Source organism: Bacillus xiamenensis, from assembly GCF_001857925.1.
GTDB lineage: Bacteria > Bacillota > Bacilli > Bacillales > Bacillaceae > Bacillus > Bacillus xiamenensis.
In genome coordinates, this window is the sequence record NZ_CP017786.1 from 954,596 (window position 1) to 973,916 (window position 19,321).

Here is a 19,321-nt window from a genome sequence, read left to right on the forward strand (position 1 = left end):
GATTATTTCGTCAGGACCGTTTCCTTCACGTGAGGAAGGACCGTATCTTCATAAATTTCCGTCGGGTATTTTCCAGTAAAGCATGCTAGACACTGACCACGCTGCGGATCATCATACTTTCTGCCAATCCCGTCCATTAAACCGTCTACAGATAAAAATGCAATGGAGTCTGCACCGATTTCCTGTCTAATTTCTTCTACTGAATGAGAGGAGGCGATGAGCTCTTCGTGTGTGGACGTATCAATTCCATAAAAACACGGGTGAGCAATTGGCGGTGAACTAATGCGTACATGCACTTCCGTTGCACCCGCTTCTCTTAGCATCGTGACAATTCGGCGGCTTGTTGTTCCGCGTACGATGGAATCATCCACCATCACGACACGTTTTCCTTCGACCACCCCGCGTACAGCAGATAGCTTCATTCGCACGCCCTGCTCACGCAATGATTGAGACGGCTGAATAAATGTCCGGCCGACATAACGGTTTTTAATTAAACCAAGCTCATATGGAATACCTGTCGCTTCGGCATATCCAATTGCGGCAGAAATACTCGAATCTGGCACCCCTGTCACAACATCTGCTTCCACATGCGCTTCTTCTGCAAGCTTTTTGCCAAGATTCTTTCTCGCACTATGCACATTGATGCCATTGATATTGCTGTCAGGTCTTGAGAAATAAATGTATTCCATGCTGCACATGCTACGGTTAATGTTCATCGAAAAGCGTTCTGACTTCAGCCCTTCGTCATTAATGATAAGCATTTCACCAGGCTCCACATCACGTAAATATGCGGCACCCACGACATCAAATGCACATGTTTCAGAAGCGACAACATAAGCGTCTCCAAGCATACCAAGTGAAAGTGGACGTAAGCCATTCGGATCAAGCGCCACAATCATTTCTGTTTCCGTCATGATTAAGAAAGCATATGCTCCTTTCAGCATAGACAGGGCATTTTTGATTTGATCCTTCAAATCAACATATCCGCTGCGCTTAATTAAGTGAGCCAGCACTTCGGTATCAGAGGATGTTTGAAAAATGCTTCCTTGGTTCTCTAGCTGCTGTTTTAATTGCGTTGCATTGACTAAGTTTCCATTATGAGCAAGGGCAAGACTACCATTGTTTTGCGAGCGGAAGAAGAGGGGCTGCACATTTTCAAAGCCGCCTCCGCCTGCTGTCGCATACCGAACGTGTCCAATCGCACCTTTTCCCTTTAAATCCTTTAGCTCACCATTTTGGAACACTTCCGTAATCAGTCCAAGGCCTTTATGTGATGTCAGGTTTTCACCATCTGTTGCAATAATTCCCGCACCTTCTTGTCCTCGGTGCTGAAGGCTGTGCAATCCGTAATAGGTGATTTGAGGGGCTTCGTCGTGTCCCCAAACCCCAAAGACACCACACTCTTCGTTTAAGCCTCTGATTTCAGCAAGCATGGGATCGCTCCTTTCCATGCACGTTCAAGCTCGTTGACCGCTGCATGAATCCATTGTTGTCCTTCTTGATTTTTGACGGAAAACACACCATCATTTGTGACCGTTCCAACTTCTTTTGCATCTTTCACAGCCGCAGCAAATGCTTCACGGTTTTCTGTCTTAACAGTTACGACAAAACGTGACTGTGATTCACTGAATAATAATGCTGCGCTGTTTAGATCAATCTGGATATCAGCGCCAAGTCCCTTTGTTCCAAATGTACTCTCAGCTAGTGCTACACCAAGACCGCCTTCAGACACATCATGTGCTGATTGAACAAGTCCGTTTTGAATCGCTGCTAGAAGGGCTTTCTGACGCGCCAGTTCTACATCCAAATCAATTTCTGGCGCTTTTCCGTAGATACGGCCTTCTGTCATCTTTTGAAGCTCACTGCCAGCAAATTCTTCCTTCGTTTCACCAATGACGAAAATGACATCGCCTGCCTGCTGGAACGATTGAGTCGTAATATGAGCTGTATCTTCAACCAAACCAACCATTCCAATGACTGGTGTTGGGTAAATCGCTGTTCCATTTGATTCATTGTATAAAGAGACGTTCCCGCCGATCACCGGCGTGCTTAATGTGCGGCAAGCTTCACTAATGCCGTCAGCAGACTTTTCAATCTGCCAGAAAATTTCTGGTTTCTCCGGGTTACCGAAGTTTAGGTTATCTGTCACAGCAAGAGGACGAGCGCCTGAGCAGACAATGTTACGTGCTGCTTCTGCGACTGCAATCTTACCGCCGACCTCTGGATCAAGGTAGAGATAACGTGCGTTACAATCTGTTGTCATCGCAAGAGCTTTTTTCGTTCCACGAATTCTTAGAACACCCGCATCAGAGCCCGGTGCAACAACTGTATTTGTTCGAACCATATAGTCGTATTGATCGTAAACCCATTCTTTACTCGCAATTGTTGGCTGCTGAAGGAGCTGTTTTAACGTATGTGCTGCATCTGTGATCTCAGGTGCTTCTACTTTTGTTTCTAAGAACTCACGATAGTATGCAGGCTCACTTGACGGCTTGTGATAAACTGGCGCTTCTTCTGCAAGGGCATCAACTGGAAGCTCACACACCACTTCACCTTGATGGAGTAAACGAAGCATTTTATCGTCTGTCACATGACCGACAGATACAGCTTCAAGATCATATTTTTTAAAGATATCAATGATTTCTTGCTCACGGCCTTTTTCAATGACCAAAAGCATTCTCTCTTGAGATTCAGACAGCATCATTTCGTATGCTGACATGCCTGTTTCACGCTGAGGGATCAGGTCTAGGTTCATCTCGATACCAGAGCCTGCTTTACTTGCCATTTCCGCACTTGAGCTAGTTAAACCAGCCGCTCCCATATCTTGAATACCTACGAGCGCATCATTTTTGATGACTTCAAGACACGCTTCAAGCAATAGCTTTTCCATGAACGGATCGCCCACTTGAACAGCTGAACGCTTTTCTTCTGATTCATCAGAAAATTCTTCAGAGGCAAATGTTGCGCCGTGAATTCCGTCACGTCCTGTCTTGGCCCCAACGTACATGACCGTATTGCCGACACCTTTGGCCTGCCCTTTTTTGATGTCCTCATGATTGATTAACCCTACGCACATCGCGTTAACGAGCGGGTTGCCTTCATAGCTTTCATCAAAATGAACTTCTCCGCCGACTGTTGGAATCCCAATACAGTTTCCATAGCCTGCGATCCCTGCCACTACTTCTTCAAACAAGTACTTCACGCGCGGTGAAGTCAGTTCACCAAAACGAAGAGAGTTTAATACAGCAATTGGACGCGCCCCCATGGAGAAAACATCACGGATAATCCCGCCGACACCTGTTGCCGCTCCTTGATACGGTTCAATTGCAGATGGATGGTTATGTGATTCGATTTTAAATACAACCGCTTGGTTGTCTCCAATATCAACGATTCCAGCGCCTTCCCCAGGACCTTGAAGAACATGCTCTCCTTTCGTCGGGAATTTGCTTAAAACAGGCTTTGAGTTTTTATAACTGCAATGCTCTGACCACATCACAGAAAAGATACCTGTTTCTGTGTAGTTTGGCAGCCTACCAATAATGGATTCGATTAAAGCGAATTCTTCATCACTCAATCCCATTTGCTGATACAATTTCTCTTCTTTAATTTGCTTGTGACTTGGTTCAAGCAGTAGTGACATGAGTGTCCCTCCAATTTTTCACGATAGATTGAAACAATTTAAGTCCGTCTGCGCTGCCTAGTAATGAATCAACCGCGCGCTCAGGGTGCGGCATCATGCCGAGTACATTGCCCTGTTCATTCGTTACACCTGCAATGCGATTGACACTGCCGTTAATATCGTCTCCATAAGTGAAGGCGATTTGGCCTCGTTCAATCAGCTTCGCTAACGTGTCTTCATCACAGTAGAAGTTGCCTTCACCGTGTGCTACAGGAATCGTAATGGATTCGCCTTTTTGATAGCCGCTTGTAAATAGTGTTTCGTTGTTCTCTACAATGAGTTCAACTGGTCGACAAATAAATTTGAGGTCTTTATTGCGTCTCATCGCTCCTGGAAGAATGCCAAGCTCCTGAAGAATTTGGAACCCGTTACAAACACCAAGAACAGGTTTTCCTTCCGCAGCTGCTTTTTTCACAGCCGGCATGATGTTAGAAAAACGAGCAATCGCACCGCATCTTAAGTAATCCCCATAAGAGAAACCGCCTGGTACGAGTACAGCGTCAAATCCGTCAAGACTCGTTTCGTCGTGCCATACATATTCAACTTGTTCACCTAACTCATCTTGAATCGCATGGTACATGTCGATATCACAGTTAGAGCCAGGCAAGACGATCACTGCAAACTTCACTGTGCGACAACCTCCTCCACCTCATAGCGGTAATCTTCAATCACCGTGTTGGCAAGCAATTTTTCACACATTTCTTTGACCACTGTATCTAAATCACGATCTGATTTTTCAATGACAAGCTCCATGTATTTCCCGATACGGACATCCTTTACTTCCTGATAAGACATGCTGTGCAACGCGTGCTGCACGGCACTTCCCTGTGGATCAAGAACGCTCTCTTTTAAGCTGACAAAAATTTTCACTTTATACATGTTTATGGCCTCCAAGTCTTTTGAAAATTTCTTCGTATGCATTCGTTAAGCCGCCCAGGTTTCGTCTGAACACATCTTTATCAAGCTTTTCGTTTGTGTCTTTGTCCCAAAGCCTGCACGTATCAGGTGAAATCTCATCAGCTAGCAAAATACGATTCTCGTGATCTATTCCGAATTCAAGCTTGAAATCAATTAAATTCACATGGCAATCTGAGAAGATTTGCTTCAATTCTTCATTCACTTGTCTTGTGATTTGTTTCATTTCCTCGACCTGCTCAGGTGTCGCTGCATGTAAAATGCGAATATGATCTTCTGTAATGAGTGGATCGCCGAGTGCATCATCTTTGTAGTAAAACTCGATCAAAGGTGTGTCCAGTTTCGTTCCCTCTGGAATCCCAAGACGCTTTGACATACTGCCTGCCACCACGTTTCGCACAACGACTTCAAGCGGTACGATGTCTACCTTTTGAATGAGCTGTTCTGTTTCAGATAGGCGTTTCACAAAGTGATTGTTGATCCCTTTCTCATGTAGCATTTGAAAGATTAAGCTGGAAATTTCGTTGTTCAGTCTGCCTTTTCCTTCAATTTCCGCTTTCTTTTCACCGTTAAATGCTGTAGCTGAGTCTTTATATTCGACATATAAAATATGCTCGTCATCGGTCTGATAGATTTTTTTCGCTTTGCCTTCGTAGAGAAGTTCTTGTTTCACAGTCATTCAGATTGGCCTCCTAATTTGAATGTTGGCAATTTTCAGGATGAGTCGCCTGACTAGCAGGCGGCCCATTTCTTACGCAAGACCTAGACGTTCGAAAATCATATCGACATTTTTCAAGTGATAGTTGTAATCGAAGCAGTCAGCGATTTGTTCAGGTGTTAAGCGTGAAGTGATTTTCTCCTCTGCTTCTACTAATGAACGGAATGGTACTTGTTTTTCCCAAGCCTCCATCGCCTTTGGCTGAACCGTGTCATATGCTTCTTCACGTGCCATACCTGTATCAATAAGTGCAAGAAGAACACGCTGAGAGTAGATCAAGCCAAGTGTGCGGTCCATGTTGCGTTTCATATTCTCAGGGAACACCGTCAAGTTCTTCACAATATTGGAGAAACGGTTTAGCATATAGTTCAGTGCAATCGTTGCATCTGGTAAAATGATGCGCTCAGCAGATGAATGAGAAATATCACGCTCATGCCAAAGCGGTACATTTTCATAAGCAGTCAGCATATACCCACGGATGACGCGAGCAATCCCCGTCATATTTTCAGAGCCGATTGGGTTCCGTTTATGCGGCATAGCAGATGATCCTTTTTGTCCTTTTGCGAAGAATTCTTCTACCTCACGTGTTTCACTCTTTTGAAGACCGCGAATTTCAACAGCAAATTTCTCAATGCTTGTAGCGACTAATGCAAGAGTTGCCATGTAATCGGCATGACGATCACGCTGCAAGGTTTGGGTTGAAATTGGTGCAGCCTTGATGCCAAGTTTCTCACATACATATTGCTCAACAAACGGGTCAATGTTCGCATATGTGCCAACAGCACCAGAGATTTTACCGTATTCGATGCCAGCTTTTGCTTGTTTAAAACGTTCTAAGTTACGCTTCATTTCTTCGTACCAAAGAGCAAGCTTCAGGCCAAATGTTGTCGGTTCAGCGTGTACACCGTGTGTACGGCCCATCATGACTGTATATTTGTGCTCTTTTGCTTTTTCTTTTAGTATGTCAACAAATCTCTCAATGTCCTTGAGCAAGATATCGTTCGCCTGTTTTAATAGATATGAAAGCGCCGTATCCACTACGTCTGTAGAGGTTAACCCGTAATGAACCCACTTTCTTTCTTCTCCTAGAGATTCAGATACAGCACGCGTAAAGGCAACCACGTCGTGGCGCGTGTCTTGTTCAATCTCTAAAATACGTCCAATATCAAAGCTTGCATTCTTGCGCATTGTCACAACGTCTTCTTTCGGAATAACGCCAAGTTCTGCCCAAGCTTCACAAGCGAGAATTTCTACTTCAAGCCATGCATTAAATTTGTTTTCCTCTGTCCAGATTGCTGACATTTCTGGTCGTGCGTAACGTTCGATCATTTCCCGTTTCCTCCATCTCTTTCAGTCCATATCTTTGTGATGTTTGTCATCCATTCATCATCGAGCTTTTTCATAAACGTCATATGTCCCATTTTGCGGCCGGCTTTCACTTCATGCTTGCCATATAGATAAAGCTTCGCTTCCTTTAAAAGCTCAGGATGCTCTTTTGGGATATCCACTTCATCGCCAAGTAAGTTCACCATCATTCCCTCTGATAAAAGGGCTGTACCGCCAAGCGGCAAACCACATATGGCGCGAATGTGCTGCTCAAACTGACTCGTCTCACATAAATCAAGTGTGTAATGACCAGAGTTATGCGGGCGTGGTGCCAATTCATTAACGATCAGCTTTCCTTCATTTGTCAGGAACAGTTCTACAGCAAGCGTACCGACTAATCCAAGTTTTTCAGCGAGTGTCGTTGCCAGCTCTTTTGCTTTCTCCTGAATGCTGCCGTCTACTCTTGCAGGCACAATGCTTTGGAATAAAATATTGTGCTGATGAATGTTCTCAGCAACTGGGAATACCGCAATTTCCCCATGAACAGACCTCGTCACAATCACGGATAGTTCCATTTGGAATGGGACCCAGCTTTCTAAAATGCACGTCCCATGAGTGAGGAGTGCAGTAGCTTCATGAAGCTGATCCTTCTCTTTGATGACGTATTGTCCTTTACCGTCGTAACCGCCTCTGCATGTTTTCAGCACAGCTGGCAATCCAAGTACATCTATTGCGGCTTCTAGCTCTTTCTGATCATGAATGATGCGATAAGGTGCTACTTCACAGCCTGCGTCTACAATCCCTTTTTTCTCCGTTTCACGGTTTTGAGTTAACAGAAGAAGGTCGCTTCCTTGCGGTAAATACGCCTCTTCCTTCAGCTGATTGAGTGCATCATAATCAATATTTTCAAATTCATATGTCACCACATCACTAATGTCCGCCAGCTGCCTTATCGCTTCAAGGTCACTGTATGCGGCTGTAATTTCCGTATCTGCAACCTGTCCACAAGGAGATTGTGTCACAGGGTCTAGGACAGCTGCCCGGTAGCCCATTTGCTTTGCACTGACGGCCATGTATCTGCCAAGCTGTCCGCCGCCGATGATACCGATGGTTGCGTTTGGAAAAAGGGTCTGCTTAGCCAAGCTGATCACTGCTTTCTAGTACAGTCTGTTTTGTTTGCTCTCTTCTTTCTTCAAGGCGAGCTGCAACGGCTTCATCAAATGCTGAAATCATTTGTGCGGCTAACAGGCCTGCATTTGTTGCACCGGCTTTGCCAATCGCTACTGTAGCAACAGGTACACCGCCTGGCATTTGAACGATGGATAATAAGGAATCCAGCCCGTTTAATGCTTTTGATTGTACGGGCACACCAATGACCGGCAGTGTCGTTTTCGCTGCGACCATCCCCGGTAAATGTGCTGCGCCTCCAGCACCGGCAATAATGACCTTGAGTCCTTTGCCTCTTGCTTCAGTCGCATATTCAAACATCAAATCAGGTGTCCGGTGTGCAGAGACAACCTGTTTTTCATACGGAATGTTTAGTTCCTCTAAGATATCGCACGCATTTTTCATTGTTTCCCAATCAGATGTACTTCCCATGATGACACCTACAAGCGGCTTCATTTTGTCCCCACCTTTAAGCTGTATTCGATTTTGTATCGTTTGACACGCTTCCCAAACCTAAGTAGCTTGTCAAACGCCGAACAAAAAGACCCGGTTTGTATTGCATTGTTAGGAAGCAACACAAACCGGGCCATGGTAAGCGCTGTTCGCTTTTGAAACGCCATGTCAGTTTTGTTCACTATCCTGCATAGTCCAGTCATTTACGGTAACTGGGTAGAAACTTATGGGCCATATTCCCAAGATTATATGAGGTTCGTGTTTTGATTTCATGTTTATCTTAACAACGGATGTTCATGATGTCAACGGATTTATCGAACAATCTATGAAGTCGTCGTTTTAATGTTCGGATTTAGAGTATTTTTCCCTCAAATACGATTTTTTTACCAATCGGAATGATCTGAATCGACCCATTTTCCTTCTTTTCCTGAAAAATCGGCTCCTCCATTCGGCGGACAGGCGAGTAGCCTTCCTCTGCCATCTGAGACAACACTTGATCAATCGTCATGTTGTCCTCCACATAAAATTTTTTCTTCTTTGGTTTTGCGGTCATTCTTTAATTCTCCTTTTCTTCACGGCCTTCACCCAGAAGCCGCCATGAATCGTTTTGGGCTCATACGAGATGATAAACGCCTTTGAATCAAGCGTTTTAATCGTTTCATATAATTGCAGTTCATATTTTCTCGGTGTTAAAATTTGCATCGCTGACCGGTCTCCTTCAAGACCTCCTACTACCCAGTTGGTGACACCATATCCTTTTTCTCTCAATTGCTTTGGGAGATCTAGATCGATTTCTTTTGTAATCACGTTCACAGTAATGTAGCCAAGTGCCAGCTTCTCTTCAATTTTCATCCCGACAATAATCCCAATCCCATAGCCTAGCGCATACGCAATGACATTTTGGACTTGATCTAAGTTATCTAACACGATACTCAAACCAATGACATAAATCAGCATCTCGACTGTACCAGCAAAGGCGGCTGCGTACCTTCTGCCTTTCATTGTTAAAATCAAACGCATAGTGGAAAAAGAGACATAGACAATGTTAATCACTAAAATGATCAAAACCATGGTGAACGCATTGGATAAAAGTTGTTGAAGCACGATTCGAACCCCCTGCACTAAAAATCAAATAAAGCACCCCATATTCTACTAGAGAACAAACCTTGATACAATCAAATTTGCACGAGAAAAACACATATATCTTTCGACAACAAGGGTGGTCTATGTTACCAAGAGTTTACCCGCTTTTCCCACTTCTCAACATGAAAAAACCTCCTTTTTAACCAAAGGAGGTTTTGAGCCTGTTTTATCCAAACTGAACAGGAACAAGCGAAGGAATCAAATATTCTCCGACAATGCCCCACAGCAGTGCAATGATGACCAGCTCAACCAATAAAAAGACCCAGCCAGCATACATCAAATCCCCTCGATCAGCTTCATGCGCTGATTGAATCGAACGAAAGAGCACCACTGCAATTAACTGGAGACCGACAAACATCATCACAGATAAAATGACCGTCACATATGGAATATTCAGCATGGCAAATACAAGCCAAAGGATGGATAAAACCAAAACTGGTACAAGCGCAGCACCAAACTTCATGATCACTACTTTTAGCGATATGTTCCCTTTGAGCATGTACTTACCAAGCACCCAAACCGTCAGCACCATGAGTGTCAACAGAACGAGTGTAAAGACCGCTACCTTCAAAAAGGCATCACCAAAAGAATAATGAATGCCAAAGCCTAATAAACGAGTCTTTGACGCCTTTAATTGAACATAGTTGCCTAAAGCAAAAAACACGCTGAACAACACAATTGAAATCCAAGCGTACTTCAAGCGTAAAGTTTCCGCTTGATTTATAGCATGACTAGGTGATTTTAACATCGCAAGCCCATATGAGCTATAGCGCTGAAAAGCACCTCCCACACCTCTCATCATGCGCTGAAGGGCTGAACGTTCATCATCCGCTGTCTTTGCGGTTCTCCCTCGTTTTGCTGCGCTGCGGCTGAGGCGGGATTGCCTTGTTTCTTGATCTATTGATGGCTCTTCGTTTTTCGTTTCAGATGTGACCTGCTCTTGATCTTTCTCTAACATCTCATATCAACTCCTATCCAAACACAATCCGCACAGGCTCAACGAATGACCTGTTCGGATGACTCCTATTAAAGTAGCGGAGTCTTTCGATTCAGTCAAGATTCCTTGACCTTCATACGAATAGACGGATAAAAGACGGCAGAGGTTTTAAATGGAGAGAAAATAAGACAAAACAAAAAAGCTGATGACTGCATCAGCTTGTATGAGCTCATCATGAACGATAGTGACTCCTCTTTGCTTTCTGTACCCGAAGATTCTCCTGATGAGTAGGGAAACGGGTCTTTTCTGTTGTATCGACTTGTGTAATTTGTCCATTGTGGATGGTGATCACCACCGATCCGTATTCAATGCCTTTTAAGGCAGATAAAATAAAATTCAGCTTTTGTTCATCCATCGCTCATCCCCCATCCCACTACTTTTGCTTTCGTTCTTTTAAATAGAGAACCTCATTTTCCAACTCATGAATCGTATAATGCATGAGTGCTTCCTGTTTTTCTTCATGCCCCCATAACAGGAGCTTCTCAATCAAATCCTGCTTTTTCCGCTCAATCACCTGCCTAAGCCAGCGTGACAAGACATCCCCTCCCCTTTTTCATCAATCAAAGAAAAAAAGGCACTCTGAAACCTTCTATTGAAAAAGGAAATCAAAGCGCCTTTGGTGATCCAATCAGCGAATTATGTCTTTTTATCATAAACAGATAATTCCTATAAGTCAACTATGTTTTTAAAATTTTCCTACAAAAAAACAGCAGCTTCCATGAGCTGCTGTCAGATTGTTGACAAAGGGCTAAAATGAACTTTATTTTAGCCCTTTGTCTTCTTTTCAGCGTGACATGAAAACCTTTGCAGTCTAGGAAGGACGAGTACCGGCGCGGAGCGAATTTGACATTCGTGAGCACCGGCACGCAGGACTGACAAAGAATGCGAGGGTTTGTCTACACGCTGAAACAGCAGCTTCCGTGAGCTGCTGTTTCAGACGAATGATTAATGATTTAAGAAAGCAAAGTATAGAATAAAGATGACAAACAATCCGTACATAATTGGATGCACTTCTTTTGCTTTTCCTTTAAAGATCATAGTGATCGGGTAGAAAATGAAGCCAATCGCAATCCCTGTCGCAATGCTGTATGTGAGTGGCATCATAATCATGGTTAAAAAGGCTGGTACCGCAATCTCAAAACGATCCCATGCAATCTTCGCAAGCGGTGCTACCATCAGTGCACCAACAATGATTAAAGCAGGTGCCGTTACATTCGGTGTCACGACAGATAAAAGCGGCGAGAAGAACATCGCAAGTAAGAAGAAAATACCTGTCATGACGGCTGCAAAACCAGAGCGGGCACCCGCAGCAACACCTGAACTAGATTCAACATAAGACGTCGTTGTTGATGTTCCAAGAATAGAACCGACGACGATAGAAGAAGAATCCGCCAGCAGTGCTTTTCCTGCACGCGGCAGCTCATTATTTTTCATTAAACCAGCCTGCGTTGCCACAGCCACAAGTGTACCAGCTGTATCAAAGAACCCAACGAATAGGAACGTTAAAATGACAATAAGCATTTGAATGGAGAAAATATCTGGCAAGTGAATCAAGGCTTGGCCAAAGGTTGGATTCAAGCTTGGAATGCTTCCGATAATTTGAGATGGAACTGGCACAAGACCAAAGATCATTCCAGCAATGGCTGTCACAAGCATCCCAATGAAGACACCTGCATTCACTCGAAGAACCATTAAAATGACGGTTACAACAATCCCAAACACCGTTAACAGCACAGGGCCACTATGAATATTTCCAATTGAAACGAGCGTATTATCATTATTGGCGATAATACCAGAGCCTTGTAGACCCACAAACGTAATAAACAAACCAATCCCTGCACCAACAGCCAGCTTCAGCTCAGCCGGAATGGCATTGATGATTTTTTCACGAAAACCTGTTAAAGAAAGAGCAACGAAAATTAATCCTGAAACAAAAACACCTGAAAGTGCTGCCTGCCATGAGATTCCCATACCAAGAACAACCGAGAAAGCGAAAAACGCATTCAGTCCCATACCTGGTGCAATCGCAATCGGATACCTGGCGATTAACCCCATCAGGAAACACCCTGCCGCAGAAGCTAACGCCGTAGCTGTAAAGACAGCCCCCTGATCAATTCGTAATTTATCTGGAAAATCCGGTACTGCTACTAAAGCAAGTGTGATCGGATTGACAAACAAGATGTAGGCCATCGACAAAAAGGTCGTTAAACCGCCGATGATCTCTCTGCGATAATTTGTACCTAACTCATCAAACTGAAAAAACTGTTTCAAAGCCAACTGACTCCCTTCATGTCCTTTTGCTTTAGTCTGCCCCATTCACAAGTCAAATAAAAAACGCCCCAACAGTTTTTGGGACGCTTGACTACAATGTGAATTCAGACCGTGACATCAAACAAGAACAATGCATGATTTATATCAAACGAGTGTGAATTGACGTAGTCAAGCCATTTACGGTAGCTTGGTAGAAACTTGCGGGCCATATCCCCGCGATTATACGACTTCTATCTATTTGATTTCTGTGTCTATTGTACCAACTTCATTTTTAAAACACAATACGAAAAGCGAACATTTCTGAAAGAAATGTCCGCTTCATTCGTCTTATTACACGAATTTGGAAAATCACATCTAGTTCTTTATACACCCTTCACTGAATTCCTATCCTTTGCAAAAACCGATTCAGCTACATGGAAAAACTCTTTTACTGCCGGGGAAGCATGTGTAAGCGCTGGACAGGCAAGCGCCACCTCACGATGATGCGCCACATTCAACTGACTAATCTGCACATGCTGCTGCGTTTTCAAGAATAACTTAGGACCTATCGTCACACCGAGCCCTTCCCCAACCATACGGGCAATGGTCGTACAGTCGTGCACTTCAAATAAAGTAGCCGGCTTGATGTGCGCCTTTGAAAAAATATCCTCTACATGTGATTGATACATGCCAGTTGGCATAATAAACGGTTCATCCGCTAACTCTGCCATCTCTACAATCGGTTGCTGCTGAAAACGATGATTTTCATGATAGGCGACCACCATTTCATCTTGAATCAGTGGCAGCAGATCAAATGCTTCATCCGCTTCACCTTTTACAACAAAACCAACATCAATAATGCCGGAATGAAGCCACTCCAATATTTCTTCATATGTCCCCTCATAGAACTTAAATTCAATTTTCGGATGCTTTTTCTGATAGCTCACAAGCAGTTTCGGCAATAAACAAGCCGATGCACTGGCAAAGGTTCCAATCCGAATTAAGCCTGTTTCAATATTTTTCGTCAGCGCAATTTCCTGCTGAATCTTCTCCACTCTATTTAACACTTCTCTTATATGAGGGAGCAGGGTTCGACCGATGTCTGTCAGCATGATACCCTTTTTCCGGTCACGAATGAATAAAGACACGCCCCACTCCGTCTCTAAGCTTGCCACCGCATGACTCACGGCAGACTGCGTCATATTTAATGCTTCAGCTGCAGCGGTAAAACTGCCTAGCTCGATCACCTTTGCCATTGTTTCGAAACGAACAAAACTCATGAGTATTCACTCATCTCCTTCATGAAAAATATCAATTTTACTTATGTTAGCACGCAATTTAAAATGAACACAACGTTTCAACATGGAGGAAGGGTTCAAAATGAAAAGTACATCTTATCCATTGCTCATATTTCTTTTAGCCGTCGGTTCTTTCGTCACAGGTACTTCAGAATTCGTCGTATCAGGCATACTGGACATCATTTCTGACGATCTGCGCATCTCCATCCCGGTTGCGGGACAGCTCATTACCATCTATTCTCTTTTTTATGCCGTGGGTGCCCTCTTTTTAGTCATGGCCACATCGAAATTGAATCGAAAAAAAGTTCTTTTATCGGCGATTTCCATGTTTATAGCAGGTAATGTGCTTGCCTTTTTTAGCCATCATTTCATGCTGCTCATGCTTTCGCGGGTCATGATGGCCATGAGTGGCGGCTTATATATTGTGCTTGCAACGAATCATGCAGCGCAGCTCGCCCCGCCAGAAAAAAAGGGACGTGCGATGGCAACGGTGATCACTGGATTTACAGTATCACTAGTACTCGGTGTACCGATTGGAACATTTTTATCAGGATATGTAGATTGGCATGCCATTTTTCTCATCATTGCAATAGGGACCGCTTGTCTCTTGTTTCTTCTGTATCGATTATTACCGCCTATGGAGGGACATTCCCATGTGCCATTCAAACAGCAAATGCAAATTCTTCAAGACCGCAGGGTGTTAAGTGGTTTAGCCACGACAGCTTTTTGGATTTTAGGATATACAATGGTATTTGCTTATATCTCGCCATTATTGCGGCAGACGGCCGGATTTACTCTTGACATGATCAGCATTGCCCTGCTCATCTTAGGAATTTCTGCTTTTATTGGCTCACGCTTTGGCGGCTTCGCCGTCGATCAATGGGGACCAAATCGAACCATTGCAATCAGCATCACGGTTCAGATGCTCACTCTCTTTGCGTTATCCTTTACACAATTCTCTATAGTTGGCGTCTTCATCACGCTCGCCATATGGGGCACCGCAACATGGACGACAACACCAGCGAAACAATTTTATCTGATCTCCCTGAAACCCCAAGCATCGGAAACCGTGCTAAGTTTTAATACAGCGGTCATGAACATCGGCATGATGCTCGGATCGTCAATAGGCGGCGTGATAATCCAATATACAAACGTAACAAATTTAAGCTGGATTGGCGGGTTAGCAAGCCTTGTGGCGCTAATGCTGATTGGGTATTCGTTCAACCGCAATCGACTGGTGCATCAACAAACAAAAAGCGAACATGTATAACCATGTTCGCTCGCTTATTTATCGACTAGCTTTTGAAGTTTCTTTTTTGACTGGAATGGTTACAGTGATATCTTTATGTGGTGCCAACAAATTCAAATCTGACAAATTAAGATAAAGCCCATAATCCTTAAATGAAAAATGGTTTAATGATAATTTGTCTAACTCCTTCACATCAAATTCAAAGGTGGATTGCATAGAAGCTGTCTTTAAATTGGTCACTTTTGCATTGTTCCCCTTCAAGTAATATCCGTTCTCATAATCTGCTTCAGGGTCAGGCCATGATTTCATTTTTTTAACATCGCCTAATCCTATCCATTCCCCTGCATTCTTCATCACACCTTCATCTAATTCTTTCTGGCCTACTCCAGTAAATTGATAATCTACTATCACAGAACGGCCTTTTTGCTCAATTTTATTAATTTTAATCCCAATCCCATAATGCTTTGTCTTGAACTGAATAGGCAGCTTCGTCTGGAGGGGAATGATTTTACTTTCTTCATGTTCTACCCATAAAGTGGTAAAAAATGTTAGTTCTGTTGCCTTTGGATCGATTGGCTGATTTAAGATTGTCATATGATTTATCCTAGTTTTTTTGTTTGAAAGTTGTTTTTCCTCAAATCTTGTCCCAGTCTCAAGTCTGTACTTATTTCCTAAATTATCTCTCATTCTATCTATTAAAACTTCATCGTCTTTTGCGATACCATTGTAATCAATCGCATATTGAATCACAGAGGAATTCACTCCATTTTCCACCTTGATATCTTTCAATTGATAACGTCCATTTAAAATAGATACTTCTTTTTGTCCTGCTAATAAGATGGTTTTTTGCTTAACCACAGGCAACTCAAATCGCCAATTCCCTACAATATCTCCAATTTTCGAAATCACGAGTTGTGCTTTTTGACCTTGCTTAATCATTTGTCCATTTGTATAGAATTCTATTCGTCCAGCATATCGACCATCTTTTAGTTTTTTCAACTCTGGACCACTTGTATTTGGTTGGAAATTTTCATTGATCTGATCTGAATCAATGTTGATCGGTATAAAATCTTCTTTTGTATGAAAGTTCTCCACAGTAAACGTATAAACAAGCCGCCCAGCATCATAATACACACTGTTTACTTTCACAGTAACCCCTCTTGATTCAGCCCCCTCATTGACATGCTTCACCAACTCACTCTGAAAAAGAGACATACCTACTTTATCGTGAAACATCATATATAACTGTCCAACAAGTGGCACTCGAGCCATCGCTGTATTAAGAGAAGGAAAAAGGAAGCCGGATGAAAAATAAAGAACGATTAGTACGATGGCAGAATATATTGGCGTTCTCCAATTCCATGTGAACCAACGTCTTTTCTTTTCCGCTTTCACATCTCCCATTGCTTGACGAATCACAGAGGTCACTTCAACCTTTGGTACATCAATCTCATCATAGAGCTTTTTCATTTCTTTTCGTTCCATCGACACTCTCCTCCTTCTCCAATGTTTGCTTTAATAACTTTCTTGCACGATACAAATGAGTTTTGACCGTTCCTTCGGGCACACCCATCTGTTCAGAAATCATTGAAATCGAATAATCTTGAAAATAAAACAGCTGAATCACGAGCTGATATTGCTCATCTAACACATCTAGTGCATTTTTTAAATCGAGCTTGTCTTCCAAAAAATCATGCCGCTCAACGCTCTCATGCTGCTGTTCAAACGGAACAACATCTTGCTGCTTTTTCTTCATCGCAAAAATCGTATGAATCAAGATCCTAGTCAGCCATGTAGAAAAATAAGCCGGTTCTTTTAATCCAGATAAATGTTTAAACGCTTTAATGACCGTCTCTTGAACAGCATCTAACGAATCCTCTTTATTTCTTGTATAGAGAAAAGCCGTTTTATATAAACGCTCTTGATACATCAGCATTAATGTCTCAAATGCCGGGACATTCCCTTTTTGTGCTTTTTTAATTAGACGCACTTGCTTCATCTCATCCACACCTCCTACACCTGTTAGAGCACACTTTCTCACAAACGGTTTCAACAAATAGAAATTTCTTTTACTTAGCATATGTCGGACAAAAATAGAAAAAGTGAAGAATGGGCCGCAAAGATCGTGTTGAATATTGATATAATGGAAGAAATATCTACGAAAAGGAAGAGATTGATTGTTTCTATTGGAAGAACCCACATGTGCTAGCTGTCAGAAGAAGATAGAAGGTAACGAAGAAGTGTACGTCAAACTGTTCTATCCAAAGAGACGAGGGATGACAGAAGTAAAGGCTTGGCTGAGAAATGAAGGGGTTTTTTATTGTAAGGCATGTTATGAAAAAACAACATAAAGACGAGCACTTCAATAGAATGCTCGTTTTTACTTTCTACTATTTCACTCCCGCTTACTACGAAGTTCAATGAGTGCTAGTGTCTCGTCATTGAAAAAGAACTCCAAAATGATGCCATTTGATTGATCTTGGTATTGTATACCTTTGCTATACCCTTCGACAAACCAGAGCTTCTTGAATTGCTCTCCATATGTTTGTATCACAGATGAATAATCTTCTCCTATTTTAACTCCCTTAGATGTTTGAAGATTTTTCTGTTTTGACTGATTGTAAATAGATGTTACTCGATGATGTTGATCAACTGATACTACAAAATCTTGATTTTCTTTTTCCATATAGACCCTCTGTTTAGGATGAGAGAATTGAGTATTCTCCGCAAAAGTATGATCTCCCTCAAATTTTTCACCGATCTTAAAATGACCTAACGATTCATTTATTAAAGATACAGAGTGAAAATTAAAAAACATAGCCACCCAAACAAATAGTGCGGTTCCTCCTAAAACAGAACCTACAATCACTAGCACTTTAGATTGAATGATTCCCTTTATAAATAAATAGATCACTAAAGATACGGCGATCATCACGATGACGATCATAATTAGAAAAATGCCCATTTCAATTATCCTCTTTTATCGAATTCGTTTGTGAATTATTCCCACAATCATATTCTCATATTACACCAAAGCATTACACAAAATCGACCAGTACAGGTATAATTTAAATAAAATTGCACAAGGAGAAAAATATGACTAGACGTGAACTGATATTCCCGCAATCATTTCCAACAATACATACCGAAAGACTAATCTTAAAACAAGCGACGATCGAAGACGCTGAGGATATGCACATCTATTTATCCAATGAAACCGTGTGCCGCTACATGGGAATTGATGCTCATAAAACGATTGAAGACACAAAAGGAGAAATCCAGTGGTATGACAACATCTTCAAAGAACAAACAGGCATCCGCTGGGGCATTTCTTTAAAAGATGATCCTGCGATCGTCGGCAGCTGTGGATTTCTTAACTTGGAAAAACAGCACTGCCGCACGGAAATTGGCTATGAATTGCATCACGATCATTGGAGAAAAGGCATTATGAGCGAGGCGATTGCTGCGGTGTTACGATATGGGTTTCAGGAAATGAACCTGAATCGGATTGAAGCGATTATTGATCCAGCTAATACATCCTCTGTTCAATTATTGGAGAAGATTAAATTTGTACGAGAGGGTTTATTGAGGGAGTATGATCTTGGTCAAAATGGGTTTGATGATGTGTTTATGTATTCGATTTTGAAGAGGGATTACAAATAAAACAAATGAAAACAGATATTCATTTCATTCAAAAGCCGCAATCAGAATATGTTTCTTTTCACATTTATGAGCTCAATCCGACGATTGCAAAGCTTGTCCAGCAAGTGGAGCAATCAGCCCCCTTCTTCCTAGCGAAAGACCCTGAGAAAGAAAGCATGAAAAAAATCTATTATCACGACATTTTATATATTGAAAGTGTTGATAAAAAATCGTTTTTGTATACGACAGACGGGGTTTTTCTCATAAAGGAAAAGTTATTTGAACTTGAAGAACACCTTGAAGCGCATGATTATGTCAGAATCTCGAAATCGATGATTCTGAATATTGATTCTATCGCCTTCATTTCTCCTAAAACAAGTGGCCGTTTTGAAGCAAGCCTTAAAAATGAAGAAAAAGTAATGATTTCACGTTTTTATATTCAAGCATTAAAAGAGAAGCTTGGATTACGGAGGAAGTGAATAGA

General features: G+C 42.3%; 22 protein-coding genes and 2 riboswitches. Of the genes, 4 read left to right on the forward strand and 18 right to left on the reverse strand.

What is annotated here, in order from left to right:
- Positions 1-2: 2 nt before the first annotated feature.
- From purF to BK049_RS04840, 15 genes are all read right to left on the reverse strand, one after another.
- Entirely contained in the window at positions 3-1,433 is a 1,431-nt protein-coding gene (gene purF / locus BK049_RS04775; protein WP_071167952.1) for an amidophosphoribosyltransferase, read from the reverse strand.
- Positions 1,409-3,640 (reverse strand): phosphoribosylformylglycinamidine synthase subunit PurL, encoded by a 2,232-nt coding sequence (gene purL, locus BK049_RS04780; RefSeq protein WP_071167953.1) that lies wholly within the window; start codon positions 3,638-3,640, stop codon positions 1,409-1,411. The genes purF and purL overlap by 25 nt, the downstream gene beginning before the upstream one ends.
- Positions 3,624-4,307, reverse strand: a complete 684-nt coding sequence (purQ, locus tag BK049_RS04785; protein WP_008355760.1) for a phosphoribosylformylglycinamidine synthase subunit PurQ — start codon at positions 4,305-4,307, stop codon at positions 3,624-3,626. The genes purL and purQ overlap by 17 nt, the downstream gene beginning before the upstream one ends.
- Positions 4,304-4,558, reverse strand: coding sequence for a phosphoribosylformylglycinamidine synthase subunit PurS (gene purS / locus BK049_RS04790; protein ID WP_003214349.1), 255 nt, complete (start codon positions 4,556-4,558; stop codon positions 4,304-4,306). Before purS ends, purQ begins: the two co-directional genes overlap by 4 nt.
- On the reverse strand, positions 4,551-5,273 hold the full coding sequence (purC, locus tag BK049_RS04795; protein WP_008355756.1) for a phosphoribosylaminoimidazolesuccinocarboxamide synthase: 723 nt from the start codon (positions 5,271-5,273) through the stop codon (positions 4,551-4,553). Before purC ends, purS begins: the two co-directional genes overlap by 8 nt.
- A gap of 72 nt (positions 5,274-5,345) precedes the next feature.
- Positions 5,346-6,641, reverse strand: coding sequence for an adenylosuccinate lyase (gene purB / locus BK049_RS04800; RefSeq protein WP_008355754.1), 1,296 nt, complete (start codon positions 6,639-6,641; stop codon positions 5,346-5,348).
- Positions 6,638-7,780, reverse strand: a complete 1,143-nt coding sequence (gene purK / locus BK049_RS04805; protein ID WP_008355752.1) for a 5-(carboxyamino)imidazole ribonucleotide synthase — start codon at positions 7,778-7,780, stop codon at positions 6,638-6,640. The genes purB and purK overlap by 4 nt, the downstream gene beginning before the upstream one ends.
- Entirely contained in the window at positions 7,773-8,261 is a 489-nt protein-coding gene (purE, locus tag BK049_RS04810; protein ID WP_071167954.1) for a 5-(carboxyamino)imidazole ribonucleotide mutase, read from the reverse strand. The genes purK and purE overlap by 8 nt, the downstream gene beginning before the upstream one ends.
- Positions 8,262-8,429: 168 nt before the next feature.
- Positions 8,430-8,531, reverse strand: a riboswitch (purine riboswitch).
- A gap of 79 nt (positions 8,532-8,610) precedes the next feature.
- Positions 8,611-8,811 carry an NETI motif-containing protein gene (locus tag BK049_RS04815; protein WP_008344299.1) on the reverse strand — a complete coding sequence of 67 codons (201 nt, stop codon included), beginning with the start codon at positions 8,809-8,811 and terminating at the stop codon, positions 8,611-8,613.
- Positions 8,808-9,362: a DUF2179 domain-containing protein gene (locus BK049_RS04820; RefSeq protein WP_008344300.1), complete on the reverse strand. Its 555-nt coding sequence runs from the start codon at positions 9,360-9,362 to the stop codon at positions 8,808-8,810. Before BK049_RS04820 ends, BK049_RS04815 begins: the two co-directional genes overlap by 4 nt.
- A gap of 205 nt (positions 9,363-9,567) precedes the next feature.
- On the reverse strand, positions 9,568-10,359 hold the full coding sequence (locus BK049_RS04825) for a hypothetical protein (protein WP_071167955.1): 792 nt from the start codon (positions 10,357-10,359) through the stop codon (positions 9,568-9,570).
- A gap of 211 nt (positions 10,360-10,570) precedes the next feature.
- Positions 10,571-10,753: a YezD family protein gene (locus BK049_RS04830; RefSeq protein WP_008355746.1), complete on the reverse strand. Its 183-nt coding sequence runs from the start codon at positions 10,751-10,753 to the stop codon at positions 10,571-10,573.
- 18 nt (positions 10,754-10,771) lie between these two features.
- A complete protein-coding gene (locus BK049_RS19470; protein ID WP_167358855.1) occupies positions 10,772-10,933 on the reverse strand; it encodes a hypothetical protein in 162 nt (53 codons plus the stop codon).
- Positions 10,934-11,343: 410 nt separating this feature from the next.
- A complete protein-coding gene (locus BK049_RS04835; protein ID WP_071169185.1) occupies positions 11,344-12,669 on the reverse strand; it encodes an NCS2 family permease in 1,326 nt (441 codons plus the stop codon).
- 145 nt (positions 12,670-12,814) lie between these two features.
- A riboswitch (purine riboswitch) is annotated at positions 12,815-12,916 on the reverse strand.
- A 115-nt stretch (positions 12,917-13,031) separates the two neighbouring features.
- Positions 13,032-13,928: a LysR family transcriptional regulator gene (locus tag BK049_RS04840; protein ID WP_008355741.1), complete on the reverse strand. Its 897-nt coding sequence runs from the start codon at positions 13,926-13,928 to the stop codon at positions 13,032-13,034.
- A 100-nt stretch (positions 13,929-14,028) separates the two neighbouring features.
- Between BK049_RS04840 and BK049_RS04845 the strand changes: the two genes are divergently transcribed.
- Positions 14,029-15,216 carry an MFS transporter gene (locus BK049_RS04845; protein ID WP_008355738.1) on the forward strand — a complete coding sequence of 396 codons (1,188 nt, stop codon included), beginning with the start codon at positions 14,029-14,031 and terminating at the stop codon, positions 15,214-15,216.
- Positions 15,217-15,234: 18 nt separating this feature from the next.
- Here the strand turns inward: BK049_RS04845 and BK049_RS04850 are convergent, their stop codons facing one another.
- Both BK049_RS04850 and BK049_RS04855 read right to left on the reverse strand, forming a co-directional pair.
- The gene (locus BK049_RS04850) at positions 15,235-16,680 is read right to left on the reverse strand and encodes a DUF4179 domain-containing protein (protein WP_071167956.1); all 1,446 of its coding nucleotides are present in this window, start codon (positions 16,678-16,680) and stop codon (positions 15,235-15,237) included.
- Entirely contained in the window at positions 16,649-17,194 is a 546-nt protein-coding gene (locus tag BK049_RS04855) for a sigma-70 family RNA polymerase sigma factor (protein WP_047946429.1), read from the reverse strand. The genes BK049_RS04850 and BK049_RS04855 overlap by 32 nt, the downstream gene beginning before the upstream one ends.
- Positions 17,195-17,372: 178 nt before the next feature.
- On the opposite strand from BK049_RS04855, the gene BK049_RS19695 reads away from it, so the two are divergent.
- A complete protein-coding gene (locus tag BK049_RS19695; RefSeq protein WP_071167957.1) occupies positions 17,373-17,546 on the forward strand; it encodes a Fe3+ hydroxamate ABC transporter substrate-binding protein in 174 nt (57 codons plus the stop codon).
- Between the two features lie 44 nt (positions 17,547-17,590).
- On the opposite strand, the gene BK049_RS04865 is transcribed toward BK049_RS19695, so the two are convergent.
- Positions 17,591-18,160 carry a hypothetical protein gene (locus BK049_RS04865; protein WP_071167958.1) on the reverse strand — a complete coding sequence of 190 codons (570 nt, stop codon included), beginning with the start codon at positions 18,158-18,160 and terminating at the stop codon, positions 17,591-17,593.
- A 131-nt stretch (positions 18,161-18,291) separates the two neighbouring features.
- Between BK049_RS04865 and BK049_RS04870 the strand changes: the two genes are divergently transcribed.
- Both BK049_RS04870 and BK049_RS04875 read left to right on the forward strand, forming a co-directional pair.
- Complete coding sequence (locus tag BK049_RS04870; RefSeq protein ID WP_071167959.1) at positions 18,292-18,858, forward strand: GNAT family N-acetyltransferase; 567 nt, start codon at positions 18,292-18,294, stop codon at positions 18,856-18,858.
- Positions 18,859-18,863: 5 nt separating this feature from the next.
- Complete coding sequence (locus tag BK049_RS04875) at positions 18,864-19,316, forward strand: LytTR family DNA-binding domain-containing protein (RefSeq protein ID WP_071167960.1); 453 nt, start codon at positions 18,864-18,866, stop codon at positions 19,314-19,316.
- Positions 19,317-19,321: the final 5 nt, after the last annotated feature.

Excerpts from the sequence above, each read along its gene's own strand:
- purF (WP_071167952.1), bottom strand. The coding sequence starts at position 1,433 with ATGCTTGCTGAAATCAGAGGCTTAAACGAAGAGTGTGGTGTCTTTGGG.
- purL (WP_071167953.1), bottom strand. The coding sequence starts at position 3,640 with ATGTCACTACTGCTTGAACCAAGTCACAAGCAAATTAAAGAAGAGAAA.
- purS (WP_003214349.1), bottom strand. The coding sequence starts at position 4,558 with ATGTATAAAGTGAAAATTTTTGTCAGCTTAAAAGAGAGCGTTCTTGAT.
- purC (WP_008355756.1), bottom strand. The coding sequence starts at position 5,273 with ATGACTGTGAAACAAGAACTTCTCTACGAAGGCAAAGCGAAAAAAATC.
- purB (WP_008355754.1), bottom strand. The coding sequence starts at position 6,641 with ATGATCGAACGTTACGCACGACCAGAAATGTCAGCAATCTGGACAGAG.
- purE (WP_071167954.1), bottom strand. The coding sequence starts at position 8,261 with ATGAAGCCGCTTGTAGGTGTCATCATGGGAAGTACATCTGATTGGGAA.
- BK049_RS04815 (WP_008344299.1), bottom strand. The coding sequence starts at position 8,811 with ATGACCGCAAAACCAAAGAAGAAAAAATTTTATGTGGAGGACAACATG.
- BK049_RS04825 (WP_071167955.1), bottom strand. The coding sequence starts at position 10,359 with ATGTTAGAGAAAGATCAAGAGCAGGTCACATCTGAAACGAAAAACGAA.
- BK049_RS04830 (WP_008355746.1), bottom strand. The coding sequence starts at position 10,753 with ATGGATGAACAAAAGCTGAATTTTATTTTATCTGCCTTAAAAGGCATT.
- BK049_RS04840 (WP_008355741.1), bottom strand. The coding sequence starts at position 13,928 with ATGAGTTTTGTTCGTTTCGAAACAATGGCAAAGGTGATCGAGCTAGGC.
- BK049_RS04845 (WP_008355738.1), top strand. The coding sequence starts at position 14,029 with ATGAAAAGTACATCTTATCCATTGCTCATATTTCTTTTAGCCGTCGGT.
- BK049_RS04850 (WP_071167956.1), bottom strand. The coding sequence starts at position 16,680 with ATGGAACGAAAAGAAATGAAAAAGCTCTATGATGAGATTGATGTACCA.
- BK049_RS04855 (WP_047946429.1), bottom strand. The coding sequence starts at position 17,194 with ATGAAGCAAGTGCGTCTAATTAAAAAAGCACAAAAAGGGAATGTCCCG.
- BK049_RS04865 (WP_071167958.1), bottom strand. The coding sequence starts at position 18,160 with ATGGGCATTTTTCTAATTATGATCGTCATCGTGATGATCGCCGTATCT.
- BK049_RS04870 (WP_071167959.1), top strand. The coding sequence starts at position 18,292 with ATGACTAGACGTGAACTGATATTCCCGCAATCATTTCCAACAATACAT.
- BK049_RS04875 (WP_071167960.1), top strand. The coding sequence starts at position 18,864 with ATGAAAACAGATATTCATTTCATTCAAAAGCCGCAATCAGAATATGTT.